15 protein-coding genes are annotated in these 15860 nt (G+C 62.5%); 3 read left to right on the top strand and 12 right to left on the bottom strand.

The features are described from left to right. Positions 1 to 3 precede the first annotated feature (3 nt). Positions 4 to 741, top strand: coding sequence for an AIM24 family protein (locus BLT98_RS14205; protein WP_092608858.1), 738 nt, complete (start codon positions 4 to 6; stop codon positions 739 to 741). A 133-nt stretch (positions 742 to 874) separates the two neighbouring features. Here the strand turns inward: BLT98_RS14205 and BLT98_RS14200 are convergent, their stop codons facing one another. Both BLT98_RS14200 and BLT98_RS14195 read right to left on the bottom strand, forming a co-directional pair. Continuing rightward, positions 875 to 1672, bottom strand: a complete 798-nt coding sequence (locus tag BLT98_RS14200) for an enoyl-CoA hydratase (protein WP_092608855.1) — start codon at positions 1670 to 1672, stop codon at positions 875 to 877. A 43-nt stretch (positions 1673 to 1715) separates the two neighbouring features. Continuing rightward, complete coding sequence (locus tag BLT98_RS14195) at positions 1716 to 2345, bottom strand: head GIN domain-containing protein (RefSeq protein ID WP_092608852.1); 630 nt, start codon at positions 2343 to 2345, stop codon at positions 1716 to 1718. A gap of 176 nt (positions 2346 to 2521) precedes the next feature. Here BLT98_RS14195 and BLT98_RS14190 point away from each other — a divergent pair, with 176 nt between their 5' ends. Then, positions 2522 to 3079: a flavin reductase family protein gene (locus BLT98_RS14190; RefSeq protein ID WP_092608849.1), complete on the top strand. Its 558-nt coding sequence runs from the start codon at positions 2522 to 2524 to the stop codon at positions 3077 to 3079. Positions 3080 to 3139: 60 nt separating this feature from the next. On the opposite strand, the gene gdhA is transcribed toward BLT98_RS14190, so the two are convergent. The 9 genes from gdhA to BLT98_RS14145 all read right to left on the bottom strand — a co-directional run bounded on the left by gdhA (position 3140) and on the right by BLT98_RS14145 (position 14283). Further along, complete coding sequence (gene gdhA / locus BLT98_RS14185; RefSeq protein ID WP_092608844.1) at positions 3140 to 4483, bottom strand: NADP-specific glutamate dehydrogenase; 1344 nt, start codon at positions 4481 to 4483, stop codon at positions 3140 to 3142. A gap of 208 nt (positions 4484 to 4691) precedes the next feature. Continuing rightward, positions 4692 to 5681: a glycosyltransferase family 2 protein gene (locus BLT98_RS14180; protein ID WP_070259863.1), complete on the bottom strand. Its 990-nt coding sequence runs from the start codon at positions 5679 to 5681 to the stop codon at positions 4692 to 4694. Beyond that, on the bottom strand, positions 5678 to 6979 hold the full coding sequence (locus tag BLT98_RS14175) for a Rieske 2Fe-2S domain-containing protein (RefSeq protein WP_170846386.1): 1302 nt from the start codon (positions 6977 to 6979) through the stop codon (positions 5678 to 5680). Before BLT98_RS14175 ends, BLT98_RS14180 begins: the two co-directional genes overlap by 4 nt. Before the next feature lie 2 nt (positions 6980 to 6981). After that, positions 6982 to 8022, bottom strand: a complete 1041-nt coding sequence (locus tag BLT98_RS14170; RefSeq protein ID WP_139179260.1) for a polysaccharide pyruvyl transferase family protein — start codon at positions 8020 to 8022, stop codon at positions 6982 to 6984. 54 nt (positions 8023 to 8076) lie between these two features. After that, positions 8077 to 8991 carry a Stf0 family sulfotransferase gene (locus BLT98_RS14165; RefSeq protein WP_170846385.1) on the bottom strand — a complete coding sequence of 305 codons (915 nt, stop codon included), beginning with the start codon at positions 8989 to 8991 and terminating at the stop codon, positions 8077 to 8079. Positions 8992 to 9148: 157 nt separating this feature from the next. Beyond that, entirely contained in the window at positions 9149 to 10396 is a 1248-nt protein-coding gene (locus BLT98_RS14160; RefSeq protein WP_092608832.1) for a DUF819 family protein, read from the bottom strand. Positions 10397 to 10580: 184 nt separating this feature from the next. After that, the gene (yegQ, locus tag BLT98_RS14155; RefSeq protein WP_092608829.1) at positions 10581 to 11942 is read right to left on the bottom strand and encodes a prephenate-dependent tRNA uridine(34) hydroxylase TrhP; all 1362 of its coding nucleotides are present in this window, start codon (positions 11940 to 11942) and stop codon (positions 10581 to 10583) included. A 92-nt stretch (positions 11943 to 12034) separates the two neighbouring features. Next, positions 12035 to 13423: an FAD-binding oxidoreductase gene (locus BLT98_RS14150; RefSeq protein WP_092608824.1), complete on the bottom strand. Its 1389-nt coding sequence runs from the start codon at positions 13421 to 13423 to the stop codon at positions 12035 to 12037. A 221-nt stretch (positions 13424 to 13644) separates the two neighbouring features. After that, positions 13645 to 14283 carry a TetR/AcrR family transcriptional regulator gene (locus BLT98_RS14145; RefSeq protein ID WP_092608820.1) on the bottom strand — a complete coding sequence of 213 codons (639 nt, stop codon included), beginning with the start codon at positions 14281 to 14283 and terminating at the stop codon, positions 13645 to 13647. 105 nt (positions 14284 to 14388) lie between these two features. Between BLT98_RS14145 and BLT98_RS14140 the strand changes: the two genes are divergently transcribed. Then, positions 14389 to 15609, top strand: a complete 1221-nt coding sequence (locus BLT98_RS14140) for a TCR/Tet family MFS transporter (RefSeq protein ID WP_092608816.1) — start codon at positions 14389 to 14391, stop codon at positions 15607 to 15609. Here BLT98_RS14140 and BLT98_RS14135 read toward each other — a convergent pair. Next, on the bottom strand, positions 15606 to 15851 hold the full coding sequence (locus BLT98_RS14135) for a DUF1059 domain-containing protein (RefSeq protein WP_070282880.1): 246 nt from the start codon (positions 15849 to 15851) through the stop codon (positions 15606 to 15608). The genes BLT98_RS14140 and BLT98_RS14135 overlap by 4 nt on opposite strands. Positions 15852 to 15860 lie beyond the last annotated feature (9 nt).

The following is a 15860-nucleotide window of genomic DNA, read 5'->3' as shown; positions in this document are numbered from 1 at the left end:
GCCATGACGATTTACAATCCCGATACCTTGCCGAAGAACGATAACCTGAACCGTTTTTCGTATGTCATCGACGTCAAGGAACAGATCTTCATTCGCAAGGGCAAGATGATCGCCTTCTATGGCGAGCTGCGCTTCGAAGCCATGGGCAGCAGCGTGCTCGACTTGATCGTACGCAACGCCTTCAATGCACCGAAATACATCCACCACTTTGTCGTGGCGCAAGGGCAGGGCCAATTGATCCTGGGCGACAACGGCAACGACCTGGCATGCTACGACCTGGACAACGCCAACATGACCATCCGCGCGAAAAACCTGCTGGGTTTTACGAAGGACGTGATTTGCCAGGAATCGACCTTGCCCGGCTATCTGACGATGATCGGCACGGGCAAGGTGATCGCCTCGTCGAACGGCCCCGTGCATTTCCTGGAACTGCCGTGCCGCGTCGACGAGCAGGCCGTGCTGGGCTGGGCCGATTGCCCCAGCCCGTCGTATCACTACGATTACGCCCACGTGCAGGGCTGGGCCTCGGCCGCCGGCGCGCTTACCGGTTTCAGTTTGTCGGGCGAGGAAAAACAGATCGACTTCACGGGCGCCGGCACGGTGCTGGTGCAATCGTCCGAGCTGGACGTGACGGGCAGTTCCGCCCTGATGCAGCTGCTGGCGCAATTGCCGCTGCTGGGCAAGGAAGACCTCGGTACCTTGAGTCTTTCCGTGCAGCAGCAGATGAAGGATGCTCGTTAGCTTACTCATTCAAGAGTACCTGACAGAACCGTAGCGAGCGGAAGGGAGAGGTGGCCGAGAAGCGCAACTGTACTGAAGTACAGTGAGCATCGCAGGCCACCTATACCGACGCGCAGTAGGTTCGGTCAGGTGCTCAAGGCCGCGCCCAGCCGGGCGGCCGTTTCTCCAAAAAGGCGGTGACGCCTTCGTCCGCATCTTCTTCCATCATGTTGCGCGCCATCACGTCGCCCGCGTACGCATACGCCTCGTCCAGCGGCAGCTGGCGCTGTTGATAAAACATCTGTTTGCCGTAGCGGATGGCCGTCGGGCTTTTCGCCATGATCTGCTGCGCCAGGCGCGCCACGGCGTCGTCGAGCGCTGTGTCGGCCACCGTTTCGTTGATCAGGCCCCAGTCGGCGGCCGTGTCGGCGTCGATGAAGCGGCCCGTCACCAGCATGTCGAAGGCCCGCTTGGGCGAGACATTGCGCGACAGGGCCACGGATGGCGTGGCGCAGAACAGGCCCACGTTGATGCCGGACACGGCAAAGCGGGCGGACGCGCCCGCCACGGCCAGGTCGCAGCTGGCGACCAGCTGGCAGCCGGCCGCCGTGGCGATGCCGTGCACGCGGGCAATCACGGGCACGGGCAAGGTTTGAATGGCTTGCATCACGCGCGAGCATTGCGCGAACAGGGTTTGGTAATACGCAAGCTGGCGCGTCGCCTGCATCTGGCGCAAATCGTGGCCTGCGCAAAACGCCTTGCCTTCGGCGGCCAGCACCACGCAGAGCACGTGCGGCTGCCCGGCGATGAAGTCGAGTTCAGCCTGCAGCGCGGCCAGCATGGCTTCCGACAGGGCATTGAATTGTAGTGGACGGTTCAGGCGCAGGGTGACCAGGCCACCCTCGTCCTCGCGCAGCACCAGCGGTGCTTGCGTGTCATGTGTTGCGGTCATGCGGTCTCCAGTGGCCTGATGGCCTTGTTATTTTCAGGAAATCTTATTTGGCGGCGTTGACGCTGCCGATGCCGGCGATCGACTTGTGCACGATCTTCGGCTTGCCGTAATAGATCAGTTCGCCCATGCCGCGCACCACGGCGTTCAGTTCGCCCGAGGAATACACCTTGACGGAACCGATGCCGTCGAAATTGACGTCGACGTTTTTCGCCAACAAGGCTTTCGTATCGACTTCGCCCACGCCTTGCGCCTTCAGGCGCAGCCAGTCGACTTGTCCATCGGCAGCCAGGCGGCCCGCGCCCTTGTAGCTGATGTCGACCCGTGGACCATTGAGCTTGGTCAATATCTTTTCTCCCGCGCCTTCCGCGATCAGCTTGCGCAAGGTGGGCATGGTGATGATGACCCGCGGGTCGCCATCCGTCTTCTTGATGTCCTTGTCCTTCATGGAAATTTTCAGCTCGCCATCGACCACTTCCGTGATTACGCCGCTGAGGAATTTCTGGTCGCCGCGCAGCAGCAGGCTTTGCTCCTTGCCCGATTCGACTTCGATGCTGATGGGGCCGCGGATATCGATGGCGTTGAAGGCGCCAACCGTGCGGGTTTGCTCGTCGGCATGCGCGAGAGTGGAAAGGCAGGCAAGGGACAGGACTGACAACAGGAGCAGAGGGCGCATGGCGGTTTCCTTGAGTAGTTGATCAGTGTATTCTATTGTGCAACATCTCCATTGGGGAGAAATTTGCGATGAACTGCACAAATCGCGGCGCGGATGATACGGTTGCCATCGGGCAGCCGCGCGCCCGGCAAGGCGCCATTGGGCTATGCTATGGCGTACCGCGTCCTGGAGACTGCATGAAAAATTACCACAAAGAAGATTATCCCGTCGCCGACATCCGGCGCTTCCTTGAACCGGGGCCCGTGGTGCTCGTCAGTTCAACGTGGAAGGGGGAAAGCGACGTCATGACCATGGCCTGGCACATGCTGATGGAATTTACGCCATCCTTGCTGGGCTGCTTCATTTCCGACGCGAACCACAGCTATGAAATGATCAAGCGCAGCATGGAGTGCGTGATCAACCTGCCCACGGCCGATATGGTCGACCAGGTGGTGGCCATCGGCAATTGCAGCGGCGAAGATACGGACAAGTTCACGGCCTTCGGCCTGACACCGCAGCCGGCCGAGCAGGTGGGCGCGCCCCTGATCGCCGAGTGCTACGCTAACTTCGAATGCAAGCTGGCCCAGGTGTCGGGCAACCCGAAAGGCGGCTTCTTCATTTTCGAGTGCGTGAAAGCCCACGTGGCCACGTCTCCCAAGCTGCCCGAAACCCTGCACTACCGTGGCAATGGCGAGTTCATGGTGTCGGGCAGGACCATCAGCCGCAAGAGTCTGATGAAGCCTGAAATGCGTTAACCCCAAACGCAAGGGCCGGGGTCGGACCCTGAGGGTCCGACCCCAGATTTTGTCATTGGGTTAAATCACACCTTGCGCCAGCATCGCGTCGGCCACTTTGACGAAGCCGGCGATATTGGCGCCATCCACATAGCTGACCGTGCCGTCGGCGCGCGTGCCGTATTGCTTGCACGCGGCGTGGATGCCTTGCATGATCTGCAGCAAACGCGCATCGACTTCCTCGCGCGGCCACGATATGCGGGCCGCGTTCTGGCTCATTTCCAGGCCGGACGTCGCCACGCCGCCCGCATTGCTGGCCTTGCCCGGCGCGTACAGCACGCCGGCCGCTTCGAAGGCCTTGGCTGCCTCGATGGTGGTGGGCATGTTGGCGCCCTCGGCCACGCACTGCACGCCATTGGCAATCAAGGTGCGCGCATCGTCGATGTTCAGTTCATTTTGCGTGGCGCAGGGCAGGGCGATGTCGACCGGCACATGCCATGGCGATACGCCTGCTTCGAAGCGCACGCCCGTGCGCGCGGCGTAATCGCTGACCCTGCCATACAGATGGTTCTTGATCTCCATCAGGATGGCCAGCTTTTCCGGCGTAAAGCCGTCTTCGTCGATGACGGTGCCGCTCGAATCGGAGACGGTGATGACTTTCGCGCCCATGGCCATGGCTTTCTCGACCGCGTATTGCGCCACGTTGCCCGAGCCGGACACGGACACGCGCATGCCTTCGAACGAGCGGCCCCGGGTTTTCAGCATTTCCTGCGCGAAATACACGGTGCCGTAGCCCGTCGCTTCCGGACGCATCAGTGAGCCGCCGAAGCTGGCGCCCTTGCCCGTGAATACGCAGTCGGCGCGGTTGCTGAGCTTTTTCATCATGCCGGCCATGTAACCCACTTCGCGCCCGCCCACGCCGATGTCGCCGGCCGGCACGTCCGTGTCCGAACCCACATGGCGGAACAGTTCGCTCACGAAGGCCTGGCAGAAGCGCATCACTTCGCCCGGGCTCTTGCCCTTCGGATCGAAATCGGCGCCGCCCTTGCCGCCGCCCATCGGCAAGGTGGTCAGGGCATTCTTGAACGTCTGTTCGAAGGCGAGGAATTTCAGCACGGACAAGGTGACGGAAGGGTGGAAGCGGATGCCGCCCTTGTACGGCCCGATGGCCATGCTGTGCTGGATGCGGTAGCCGCGATTGACTTGTACTTGCCCGTGGTCATCGACCCACGACACGCGAAACATCACCACGCGCTCCGGCTCGATCAAGCGTTCCAGCAAGCCTTGCTCCGCGTATTTCGGGTGCTGTTCCAGGAATGGCCACAAGCTCTCCATGACTTCGGTGACGGCTTGCAGAAACTCGGGTTGACCTGGATTGCGTGCGGCGACATGCTGGACATACTCGTGAGCAGATGCGTATTTCATCAGAATTCCATGGAGGTAAACGGTTATTTGGGCAACTATCATCGCAGATTTTGCACGAAAATGGTGCGGAAATTTGGTTTTGAGGGGTTTCTGCTACATTCTGGAGCGCGCTTTCCCATCAAGCGGCGAGGCAAAGCAGATAGTGGTCTGGTGGAAAAAATGACCGAAAATCAAAAAACGCCAGCGCGAGCGCTGGCGTTGCGGGCCGTTACATCGGATGCCCGGATCGTTTCGGGCGCAGCTCAGGCAAGAGTGCTTCCTTGCCGATGAGTAGCTGCATGGCGCGCTGCCGCAGCGTGTGGCGAATCCGGTGCGGGGCCCGGCATGCAATAGTGTCTAACAAGAAATAGGAAAGGGTGCGCAGGCTGGATGCCGGGCGCGGCACGCTGGCGCGCCAGTAACGTAGCGCCGCCCGCATGCCGGTATGGCTCAGCAGGGAACGCAGATTGTTCAGCCGGCGCGCGCAACGGATCCGCTTCGCCAGCGCTGGCGCCAGCTGCTCGAGATAGGGCGCGACAATGGCATCCATATTCAGGAAATGCTCGAACTTGCGCGCCGGCGCCGTCATCTGCGGATGATGTTGCCGATAGTGCAGCAGGACGTTGCTGCTGTAGCGGATGGACATGCCGGCACTCAGGCAGCGTATCCAGTAGTCGTAAGCGGCACCTTCCTTCAGTTGTTCGCTGAATGGCCCGATACGGGAGAGCAGTCGTTTGCTGAGCAACACGCCGGATGGCTGGATGGGAGAACCCAGCAGGCAGGCGGGCCAGGTGGCAAACTGCCGTGGCGTTGCCCAAGCCACGGGATTGCCGCCATGGCTGTTCAGCGTGGCAACTTGCGATACATACATGATCGCATCTGGCGTTACTGATGCGTGTACCTGTGCCAGTTGTTCAGCCAGTTTTCCAGGACACCAGATGTCATCGTCGTCGATGAAGGCGACCCATGGAAAACGGGCGGCGGCCACTCCCGTGTTCCGGGCGGCCGCCAGGCCGGTGCCCGCATTGTGCACGATGATTACGTGCGGGTAGGCTTGCCGGACGTAGGCGGCCGTGCCATCGCTGCTGGCGTCATCGATCAGCAAGATTTCCTGCGCGGGCCTGGACTGGGCCAGCAGCGATTGCAAGGTGTCGTCGAGAAAGCCCCTGGACCAGCCGTTCCTGGTGCAAATGATGACGCTGACGGGGGCGACGCTCATGGCGCCACGGCTTCTGGCGGCGCAACACGGATGCGGATGGCTGCGCCGTCTTGCCGGATGTCGTACGGTTGCAGTGTCAATGACGGGCACGATGATTTTCCTGTTTGCAAGTCGAACGAGATGGCACAGGCCGGGCAATACACTTTGTCGCTATCGCATCCGCCATCGGCCAGGTCTACGCCGTAGTGCGGGCAGGCCGCGTCGTAGGCGCGGGTGCCGTCGCTGGTGTGCACCAGCATGATGCGATACGGCGCGGCATCGACGATGATGCGCTGCGTGTCCGGCCCGGCGGCAGGCAGCTGGCCATGTATGAAGCCGCTCGCCTGGTCGAGCTGGCCGGCAATGACGGGAACGGCTGCCGGCGTCTGCACGGGGGCGACGACGACGGGCGCGCCGAAGTTGTCTTCGCGTCGCAGGTGCAGCACTTCATCGTGGCCCTGTTCGATATCGGCGGCCCGGCGCCAGAATTCGCGCGAGTAAAAACAGGCGGGATCGAAGGTCGGGCGGGAAGCATTGAGGCGCATGGAAATGGCCACGCGCGTCGCGTCCGTCGTATTGAGGTGCGTGCCGTGCAGCACTTCTGGATCGAAGACCAGCATTTCGCCTGCCGCCAGCGGCAGATAAGTCGGCACCGGCAGGCGGTAGCCCGCTTGCAGGTACAGCGTGCGTCGCTCGCAGGGCAGCGAGGCGTTGGCCAATTCCGGATACAGCACCATGCCCGCTTCCGCCGGCACTTCGCCGATGGCCCACCAGACATTGCGCCCGTCCCGCGAATGGCCGGCCCAGCTATCGATGTGCGGACCATGCGCCCAGGCGGCGGGCGGGTGGCCCCGGTGATAGTCTTTCGGCGCGTACACGGGGTCAACGACCTTACGGGCTTGAAATTGCTCGCGCACGGACGCGCTGAGGCGGCCAATGCCGGGATTTTCGCTCGCCGGATTGGTCTTGCGCGCCACTTCATAGGGGAAGTTGATGCGCAGGATCAAATAGTCATCCACATAGAAATCACCATCCCAGCCCAGGATCTGGCGGCCGACGGCCGTCGCCATGGCCAGCAAGGGCTGGCGCAAGCGTTCCAGCACCTGGTTGCGCAAGGACGTCACATCGTCGGTGTCGATCACTTCGTGCAGCCGCTCGATGCCATGCTGGCGCAGCACTTGGGCTGCCGCGGCGCCCTTCATTTGTTCGACCGTGGAAATGATTTCGCTGAGCACGCGTTCGGTCATCGTTGCCCACGGAGCGAGTTCACGGACGTGACACTTGAGCCACACGCCCTGTGTCGAGGATGGAGCGCTCATCTTCATTGCTCCGATGCCAGGGGGCGCAATGTCTGCAAGCCGTGCACCGTGATCTGGCGCAATTCTTGTATCAGCGGCAGGGCGTTCTGGCGGGCGCGGTAATACTGCGCGGCCGAGCGCGCGCGGTCCATGATGGCGCTCACGCAGTCGCCACTTTGCATCAGATCGACATCCCACGACGCCATGCCGATGGTCGACAGCATCGAGCGGCCCCGTTCGTCATACGACAGGTTGATGCTGTGCGAGCCCATGGCCAGGCAGGGCAGGAAGCCATGCAAGCGGTAGCTGACGTGCAGCTTGCAGGTGCGCAGCGCCTCGATGTAGCGGCCGACTTCGTCAAAGTACAGGGGCGCCGCGTCCGGGAAGCCGGCGGCGAATTCGAGGTCGATGTAGTCGTGGCAGGCCAGATAGACCGGTTGCGCATATTCGGCACGCAGGGCGGCAATCAGGCGGCGCAAGTCTTCGGCGATGCGCCACTGCAAGGGGGCAGGAACGCTCATGCGCATGGGATGACGGATGGAAATGATCACGCCGCCCCTGGCCGCTTCACCCTCGGCATTCGGCGGCAGGTACAGCGTGGGGCAGCCACCGACCGTCACCTTGGCGCCAAGGTCGGCGAGGATTTCCTGCGAACCCGTGTCGCGCACCATGGCCACCTTGGCGTGCTCGACCAGGTGCCGTATCGCAGTCGGGCTGAGCGCGTCGGTGCGGTCTTCCATTTGCCCGTCGCGCCCCGTGATGCGGCCGTGGGATAGGCCCATCAGCATCATCGGCCGGCGCAAGGCATTGACGGCCTGGACATCATAGGACAGCTGGCCGTTTTCAAACAGGTTTCCGCCGCCGACGATGACGGCGTCGGCGAGACGGTTCATGTCATAGATCTGGCGTGGCACCAGGCCGCCAAACTGCGGTCCCTTCAAGGCGGGAATGCTGACGACATTGGTGGCTGCTCCGAACACTTCGTAGAGGAGTTCTGCTGTAGCGTAGCCGATGAGGTCGTTGCCGATGTTGCGAGTGGTGGGCCGCACCATAAAGATATTCAATGTTCGTCCTTCTTGTTGTACGTGTTTAATGAAAATGGGGAGGCGGGGCGTTGATTAGCCGCGTGCCGCAAGTTCTTCGACGAACGTGCGCATGCGCGATTTCAGTTCCTGGTCCCCAGGGTAGGCGCCCCGATCCACGTCCAGCATGCGCTGGGCGCTTGCCGCATCGGCGTTGACGCCGAGCAAGGCGGCGATGTCATCGATCAGCGTCATGTCGTGCCGGTTGACACGTTCGGTACTGATGACGAGCGGTTCGATACCCCGTTGCTTGAACCAGTCCTGCCAAAGCTGTTCATCCACGGCAATCAGCTGCATGGCCTTGCGCGCCGCCAGTTTGAGGCGCCAGGTCGAGTAATTTTTTGTTACCGGGGCGACTTCGAAACCCCAGCGCCCCGTGATCATGCAGGTCGCCAGGGATGCCGCCTGGGCGAGCTTGTTGTCGCGGATCAAATGAATGACCGTCGCGCCTTCGAACAAGGCGGTAAAGTCGTGCGGATACGGCCATTTTTGCATCTGGGGAAACTGGATATTCGATGCGAACAGGCCATTCGCAGAACGCCTGGCAAAAATATGCGCGAGGTAATCCTGTTTGTTGATTTGCCAGCGCTCCGTCAGCGCCTGCACGCTATTGTCATTGAAATACTCCAGCGGCACGCCGATCCCTGCGCCGAGTAACAGGCGGGCCAGCCGCTTGCTCGATGCGCGTGGCGCTGCGCAGACCAGCAGCTTTTTATCGGGGAACGCCGGCGACGTAGTATCGTAAGGAAACTCACGCATTTCTGCGGGTGTCGGGCGCGTGGCGCCTGTCCACACGGACTTGGCTTCAGTCAACGAAGTTGGAGAACGTTCATTCATGAATAGGGAGATAGGCCAGCTGCGCCATGTTACGTGCGATCGGATGTATTCAAAGCAAGGGAGCAAGTGACTTCTTTTGAAAATATATTGCTTTAAAATACTATCGTACTTCATGCTATCTATGGAACGAAATTGCATTTTATTTATGTTTGCATGTCTCTCTCTAGCAACTATTGGTGGCCGCTAGCAAGTTGAGCCGCGCACCAACGACAACGCCAGCCCGAAGGCTGGCGTTGTCGTTGCGGATCGCCTGGTCAAGCCAGGATCGTCATCACCCCGCCATGCTGCGCAGAATCAGCCCCGTGATGTAGGCGCCGTAGGTGCCCAGCGCATAGCCAAGCACGGCCAGCAGCACGCCGACGGGGGCCAGGGCCGGATGGAAGGCGCTGGCGATGACGGGGGCGGAGGCGGCGCCGCCGATGTTCGCTTGCGATCCCACGGCCATGAAGAACAGGGGCGCGCGGATCAGTTTGGCGACGAGCAGCATCAGGCCGCCATGCACGGCGATCCAGATCAGGCCCAGCAGGAACAAAAACGGCTTGTCGAGCAGGGCTTTCAAATCCATGTGCATGCCGATCGTTGCCACCAGCACGTACAGCATGGCCGAGCCGATGGTCGAGGCGCCCGCGCCTTCCAGGCTGCGCGCCTTGGTAAAGCTGAGCAGCAAGCCGAAGGTGGTGGCGAGCACGACGATCCAGAAGAAGTTCGACGTCAGGCTGTAGTCCTGCAAGCGCCATGCGGCGGGCAGGGTGTTGATCCAGCTGATGATGGGGCCGGCCAGGAAGTGCGACAGGCCCGTCACGCCCAGGCCCACGCCGAGGATGATCATGATGTCGGTCAGGGTGGCGATGCGCGCGTGTTGCGTGCGGTAGCTTTCGATGCTGTCCTTGAGCGCGTTGATGGCCGTCAAATCGGCCCCCGTCCAGCGGTCGAAGGCGCCCGCGCGGCCGGCCAGGAACAGCAGCACGGCCGTCCAGACGTTGGCCACCAGCACGTCGACGGCGACGAACTGGCCGAACAGGGTGGCATCCACTTCAAACACTTCCTTCATGGCTGCCTGGTTGGCGCCGCCGCCTATCCACGAGCCGGCGACAGTCGTCATGCCGCGCCACGTGTCGCCTGCCACCGTTTCCGGGTGGATCAAACGCAAGGCTTCGAATGAGACGAGGGCGCCCAGCATGACGCCCAGGGTGCCGGTCAAGAACATGATGATGGCCTTGGGGCCGAGGCGGATGATGCCGCCGAAATCGATGGCCACGCACAGCAGGACCAGCGCGCTGGGCAGCAGGTAGTCGCGCGCCACCGCATACAGGCCGGAAGCGTTGCCATCGATGATGCCAAACGTGTTGAGCAGCGCCGGGATCAGGTAGCACATCAGCAGCGACGGGATATACGTATAAAACTTTTTCCAGAAGCCATCCTGGCGGGAAGCGGTCCAGAAGACGGTCCCCAGGGTCATGGCGAGCAAGCCGAGGACGACGGCGTCATTGGTGATCAGGGCGGTAGTGGCAGGTGGCATCGGGGATTCCGGTGAACGTGTCAGGGACGCACCGGGTGCCGATAAGGCCCCCGGGCGCAGGGTGGCCGTATCGTATAGCAATGTTGAAGCCTAAACAAATTGTTTAGGCGGTGATGCGTGGATTTTTACTTGTCAAATCAAACACTTAGATACCGGTTCCTCACCCCGCGCGGCAGACTGGCGGTTACAAATAACGTGCCAGCAAGGCCTTGTCGAGGGACCCGTCGAGTTCGATGCGCACGAAGTGGCCGCTGCCGGGCGCCACCTGGATCTCGCTGCCGTCCTCGCCGAGCATGCGGGTAATAGTGAAATCGCGGTTGCCACCCGGATGCACGGCCTCGATGCGGTCGCCCACGGCGAAGCGGTTTTTCACTTCCACCCGGGCCCAGCCATCCGTCACGCCCAGCACGTCGCCCACGTACTGGCTGCGGTCCGCTTCGGACGCGCCTCGCATGTAGTTCTGGTGCGTCTGCGTGTGGTGGCGCTGGTAGAAACCGTCCGTGTAGCCGCGGTTGGCCAGGCCTTGCAGCTGACCTAAGAGACCAATATCGAAGGGGCGGCCCGCGACGGCGTCATCGATGGCCTGGCGGTAGACTTGCGCCGTACGCGCCGCGTAGTACAGCGACTTGGTGCGGCCTTCGACCTTCAGCGAGTCGACGCCGATTTTCACCAGGCGCTCGATGTGCTCGACGGCGCGCAAATCCTTCGAATTCATGATGTAGGTGCCGTGCTCGTCCTCGAGTATCGGCATCAGCTGGCCCGGACGCTGGGCTTCTTCAATAAAATATGGCTGGTCGGCCAGCGGGTGGCGTGGCTGCTGGTGCAGGGCGGAAAACGCGTTGTTGTCGGCTTCGGCCAGCGCCTGGTGAAATTCCAGCGGCACTACCTGCATGCCGCCCAGGTCGCCGCTGGCGTCTTCGGACGCATTTTTCACCTTGTAATCCCAGCGGCAGGAATTCGTGCACGTACCCTGGTTCGGATCGCGGTGGTTGAAATAACCGGATAACAGGCAGCGGCCCGAATAGGCGATGCACAGGGCGCCGTGGACGAAGACCTCGAGCTCCATTTCCGGGCAGCGCTGGCGGATTTCCTCGATCTCGTCGAGCGACAATTCGCGCGACAGGATCACGCGCGTCAAGCCCATGCGGTGCCAGAATTTGACGTCGGCCCAGTTGACGGCATTCGCCTGCACCGACAGGTGCACGGGAATCTCCGGCCACTTGTCGCGCACCATCATGATCAGGCCCGGGTCGGCCATGATCAGCGCGTCGGGACGCATGGCGATTACCGGTTCCATGTCGCGCAAATACGTTTTCAGCTTGGCGTTGTGGGCAAAGATGTTGCTGGCGACAAAGAATTGCTTGCCGCGCGCATGCGCACCATCAATTCCCTCCTGCAAGGCTTGCAAGGTCGAAAAATCATTATTGCGCACACGCAAGCTGTAGCGCGGCTGGCCCGCGTAGACGGCGTCAGCGCCAAAGTCGAAGGCGGCATGCATCTTGGCCAGGGAGCCGGCAGGCAGGAGGAGTTCGGGAGCGTGGCGCATGGAGGAGGGGCAAAGCCGGCGATTGTAAGCGGGCGGCGAGCGCATTGCATTGCCCTGGATCAAGGGATTGCAAGGCGCTGCGCCGTGGCAGCCTAGGCGGCCGGACAGATGTTCTGGTTGGCGCGGAACAGGTTGGCGGGATCGTATTGCTTCTTGATGCGCGCCAGGCGCGGATAGTTCACGCCATACGCGTCGGCCGTGCGCCCGCTTTCATCCTCGGTCAGGAAATTGACGTACACGCTGCCCGTCGCATACGGCGCGGCGTCGTTGAAAAACTCGCGTGCCCAGGCGATGCAGCGTGCGTCATCGGCCGGCTCGTCCCAGCGCGTGTGCACGTTCATCACGTACAGGGCGTCGCGGTGCGGATAGGCCGTATCCTGCGGCGCCGGCCGGCTCGCCTGCGCGCCCAGCAGGCCGAGGAAGATTTCGCATTGCGGCGTCGGCAGCTTGCCGGCATGGCGGATGACAGTATCGATGGCCGCGTCGCTGAGCTGCGTGAAGTTGTGCGATTTCCAGTAATTGCGCGCGCCCGGCGTGAGCAGGGCATCGAACGCCTGTTGCCAGGCCGTGTACGGCATGCTGCCCAGGTGCATGCCCAGCGGCTGGCCGAAGCTGCCGATGCGCTCGATCGCTTCCTGCATGGCGGCAGATTGCACGGGTGAAAAGACGGGCAGGACTAGCACGTCCTGGCCGTGCACTTCCGGTGGCAGGAAGGGCAGCGGCGGCGCCTTGCGCAAGACGGCCCAGACGGTCAATTCATCGGGCATGCCGTCGACGAAATCGCGGTATTTCGTCAGCACCGCCTTGGCTTGCGCGTAAGGAAACACGATGAGGCCAGCCGTGACTTGCGGCCCCACCGGATGCAGCTGGAACTCGAAGCGCGTGACCACGCCGAAGTTGCCGCCGCCGCCGCGCAAGGCCCAGAACAGGTCGGGATGCTCCGTCGCGCTCGCATGCAGGAATTGTCCGTCGGCCGTGACGACATCGGCCGCCAGCAGGTTGTCGGCCGCCAGGCCCAGCGTGCGGCTGAGCCAGCCAAAGCCGCCGCCCAGGGCTAGTCCTGCCACGCCCGTGGTGGAATTGATGCCCAGCGGCGTGGCCAGGCCGAACGCTTGCGCCTCGTGGTCGAAGTCGTGCAAGGTGGCCCCGCCTTCGACGTGGGCGCGGCGTTGTTGCGGATCGATATGCACCGAGCGCATGCCGGACAGGTCGATCACCAGGCCATCGTTGCACAGGGCGCTGCCGGCGATATTGTGGCCGCCGCCGCGCACGGCCAGGGGCAGGCCGTGGTCGCGCGCATATGCCAGCGCCGTGCGCACGTCGGCCGTGCCCGCGCAGCGCGCGATGAGGGCCGGATGCCGGTCGATCATCGCATTCCAGACGGCGCGCGCGCTGTCGTAGCCGGCGTCGTTCGTTTGTAGCAGTTGCCCTCTCAATGAGGCTTGCAACTCATTGAGCTGGCCGTTCGTCAAGGTATTCATCGTGTACCTCCCAGCGGCTGCATGCGGTTATGGGTATGGTGACGGGAAGCAGGAGGACTGTCCCCGCGTGCCGGCCTGCATGCATCGTTTGCCAGCGCGTGGTTTCATGATAGGAAGGCACCAGACGGTACGCAAGCCCAGGTGCTGGCAAATGAAACAAGGGAGTGCGAGGGCTTGCGCTGCGACAGACGATGGGCTGCCTGAACGACGGGGTTGCCGCTTCAGGCGTAGGGCGTGCCCGCCATGGCGGCGTTCAAGCCCGTGTGTCCCCGGTCCACCAGGGACAGAAAGCCGGCCTTGGCCAGTTGCGCGTCGCCATGTTGCGCGAAGGCACGGTGCGCTTCGATGAGGGCGGTGCTCCACGTGGCCAGCAGCAGGCTGGCCGCCAGGTGCGCGAGGGGATCGTTTGCATCGCGCCCCGTGGCGTCGATCAGCGCTTGCGCCACCACTTGCGCCAGTTCGTCGCGGATGGCCCGCGCCCGCGCTTTCAAGGTATCGCTGGCTTCGATGGTGGCAATGAAACCCTGGCCAGCGGCGGAAAATGTGATGTAGGGACTGTCTTCCAGTACCAGTCGGTGCGCCAGCAGGCGCAGGGTTTCGATGGGCGGGATGGCGGGATCGCGCTGGCGCAAGGCGTTGCGCAGCAGTTCGCGCCCCTCTTCCTCGCGGTCGAAGAACATGTCTTCCTTGCGCGGGAAATGGTTGAACACCGTCATGCGTCCCACGCTGGCGGCCGCCGCGATCTCGTCCACCGTCACTTGCTCGAAGCCGCGCACGAAGAACAGGCGCGTGGCGGCATTCGAGATGGCTTGGCGGGTGGCAAGGCGTTTGCGGGAGCGGAGGTCGGAAGGAATCGTCATGTTGCCACGATCATACACGAAGTGTACTGAGTACAGATAAGGCTTGCTGGCGCGGCCAGGCTGGGCATACTATTTGTGTACTGAGTACATATTTAGATTGAGTATATGAAAGAATCTGTTCCCGTGGCGGCATTGCCCCTCATCTTTACCACTGTCGTGCTCGACGCCGTCGGCATCGGCCTGATCTTTCCCATCCTACCGGCGCTGCTGCGGGACGTCACCCATGCCGCCAATGTGGCGCCGTATATCGGCATCATGACGGCCCTGTATGCATTGATGCAGTTCATCTTTGCGCCCGTGCTGGGGGCGCTGAGCGACCGCCTGGGGCGGCGCCCCGTGCTGCTGCTCTCGCTGGCGGGCGCGGCCGTCAATTACCTGTTCCTCGCCTTTGCGCCGAGCCTGTGGATGCTGCTGCTGGGGCGTGCCATCGCCGGGTTGACGAGCGCCAACGTTTCCGTGGCCACCGCCTACATCACCGACATTTCTCCCGATGCGAAGCGGGCGCACCGCTTCGGCTTGCTCAACGCCATGTTCGGCACAGGCTTCATCATCGGCCCCGTGCTGGGCGGCGCGCTGGGCGATTACGGGCTGCGCCTGCCGTTCATGGCGGCAGCCGTTTTGAATGCCGGCAATTTGCTGCTGGCCTGGTATCTGCTGCCAGAATCACGCGCCCCCTCGCGCACGCCGACACGGGGGAAAATCGACCTGGCGGCATTGAACCCTCTGCGCCCGTTGCGCTGGGTTTTCTCGGAGAAAAGCTTGTTGCCGATTACCGTCATCTTCTTTACCTTCAGCGCGGCCGGCGAAGTGTATGGCGTGTGCTGGGCGCTGTGGGGCCACGACGCGTTCGCGTGGAACGGGCTGTGGATCGGCCTGTCGCTGGGCGCCTTTGGCGTGTGCCAAGCGCTGGCCCAGGCTTTTTTACCTGGCCCGGCCGTGAAACTGCTGGGCGAGCGCGCCACCATCCTGGCGGGCGTGGCCTGCGCCTGCGTGGCATTGACCGTCATGGCGTTTGCCACGCGCAGCTGGATGATCTTCGCCATCATGCCCGTGTTCGCTCTTGGCGGCATCGGCGCGCCGGCCTTGCAGTCGCTGGCGACGCGGCAAGTTGCCGAGGACCGGCAAGGCCAGTTCCAGGGTGTGCTGGCCTCGGCCGTGAGCCTGGCATCCGTCCTGTGTCCGCTGGTGTTTTCCAGCATCTATTTTGGCGTCAGGGCGTACTGGCCCGGCGCCATCTGGCTGTCGGTGATCGTCGTGTACGCGGCACTGGTACCGCTCGTGCTGGGCTTGCGCTTGCAGAAACCGGCGCAAGCCCTGGCAGGCTAGTGCGCGTGCGAGGCCCCGCTGCTGCCGGCCTGTCCCGTCATGGGCAGGTGTTCGGGCGGCATGCCGTCCTTGAACAATTGGCGTAGTTGCTGGCGCAGCTCCGGGGTATCGTGGTGATGGTGTACCGAGACTGCGTGTTCCACAGCAATTCCCAACAGCTCTTCCTCGCTGTCAGCCGAGATGGCTACCGAGCAATGCGTGTCGCTTGGGAATTCCCTGCAATCGATGTATTTGCGCGTCATGATCGACTC

The organism is Janthinobacterium sp. YR213, assembly GCF_900099875.1.
GTDB classification, from domain to species: Bacteria; Pseudomonadota; Gammaproteobacteria; order Burkholderiales; family Burkholderiaceae_D; genus Janthinobacterium; species Janthinobacterium lividum.
This window is presented reverse-complemented; position numbering and strand designations above follow the sequence as displayed.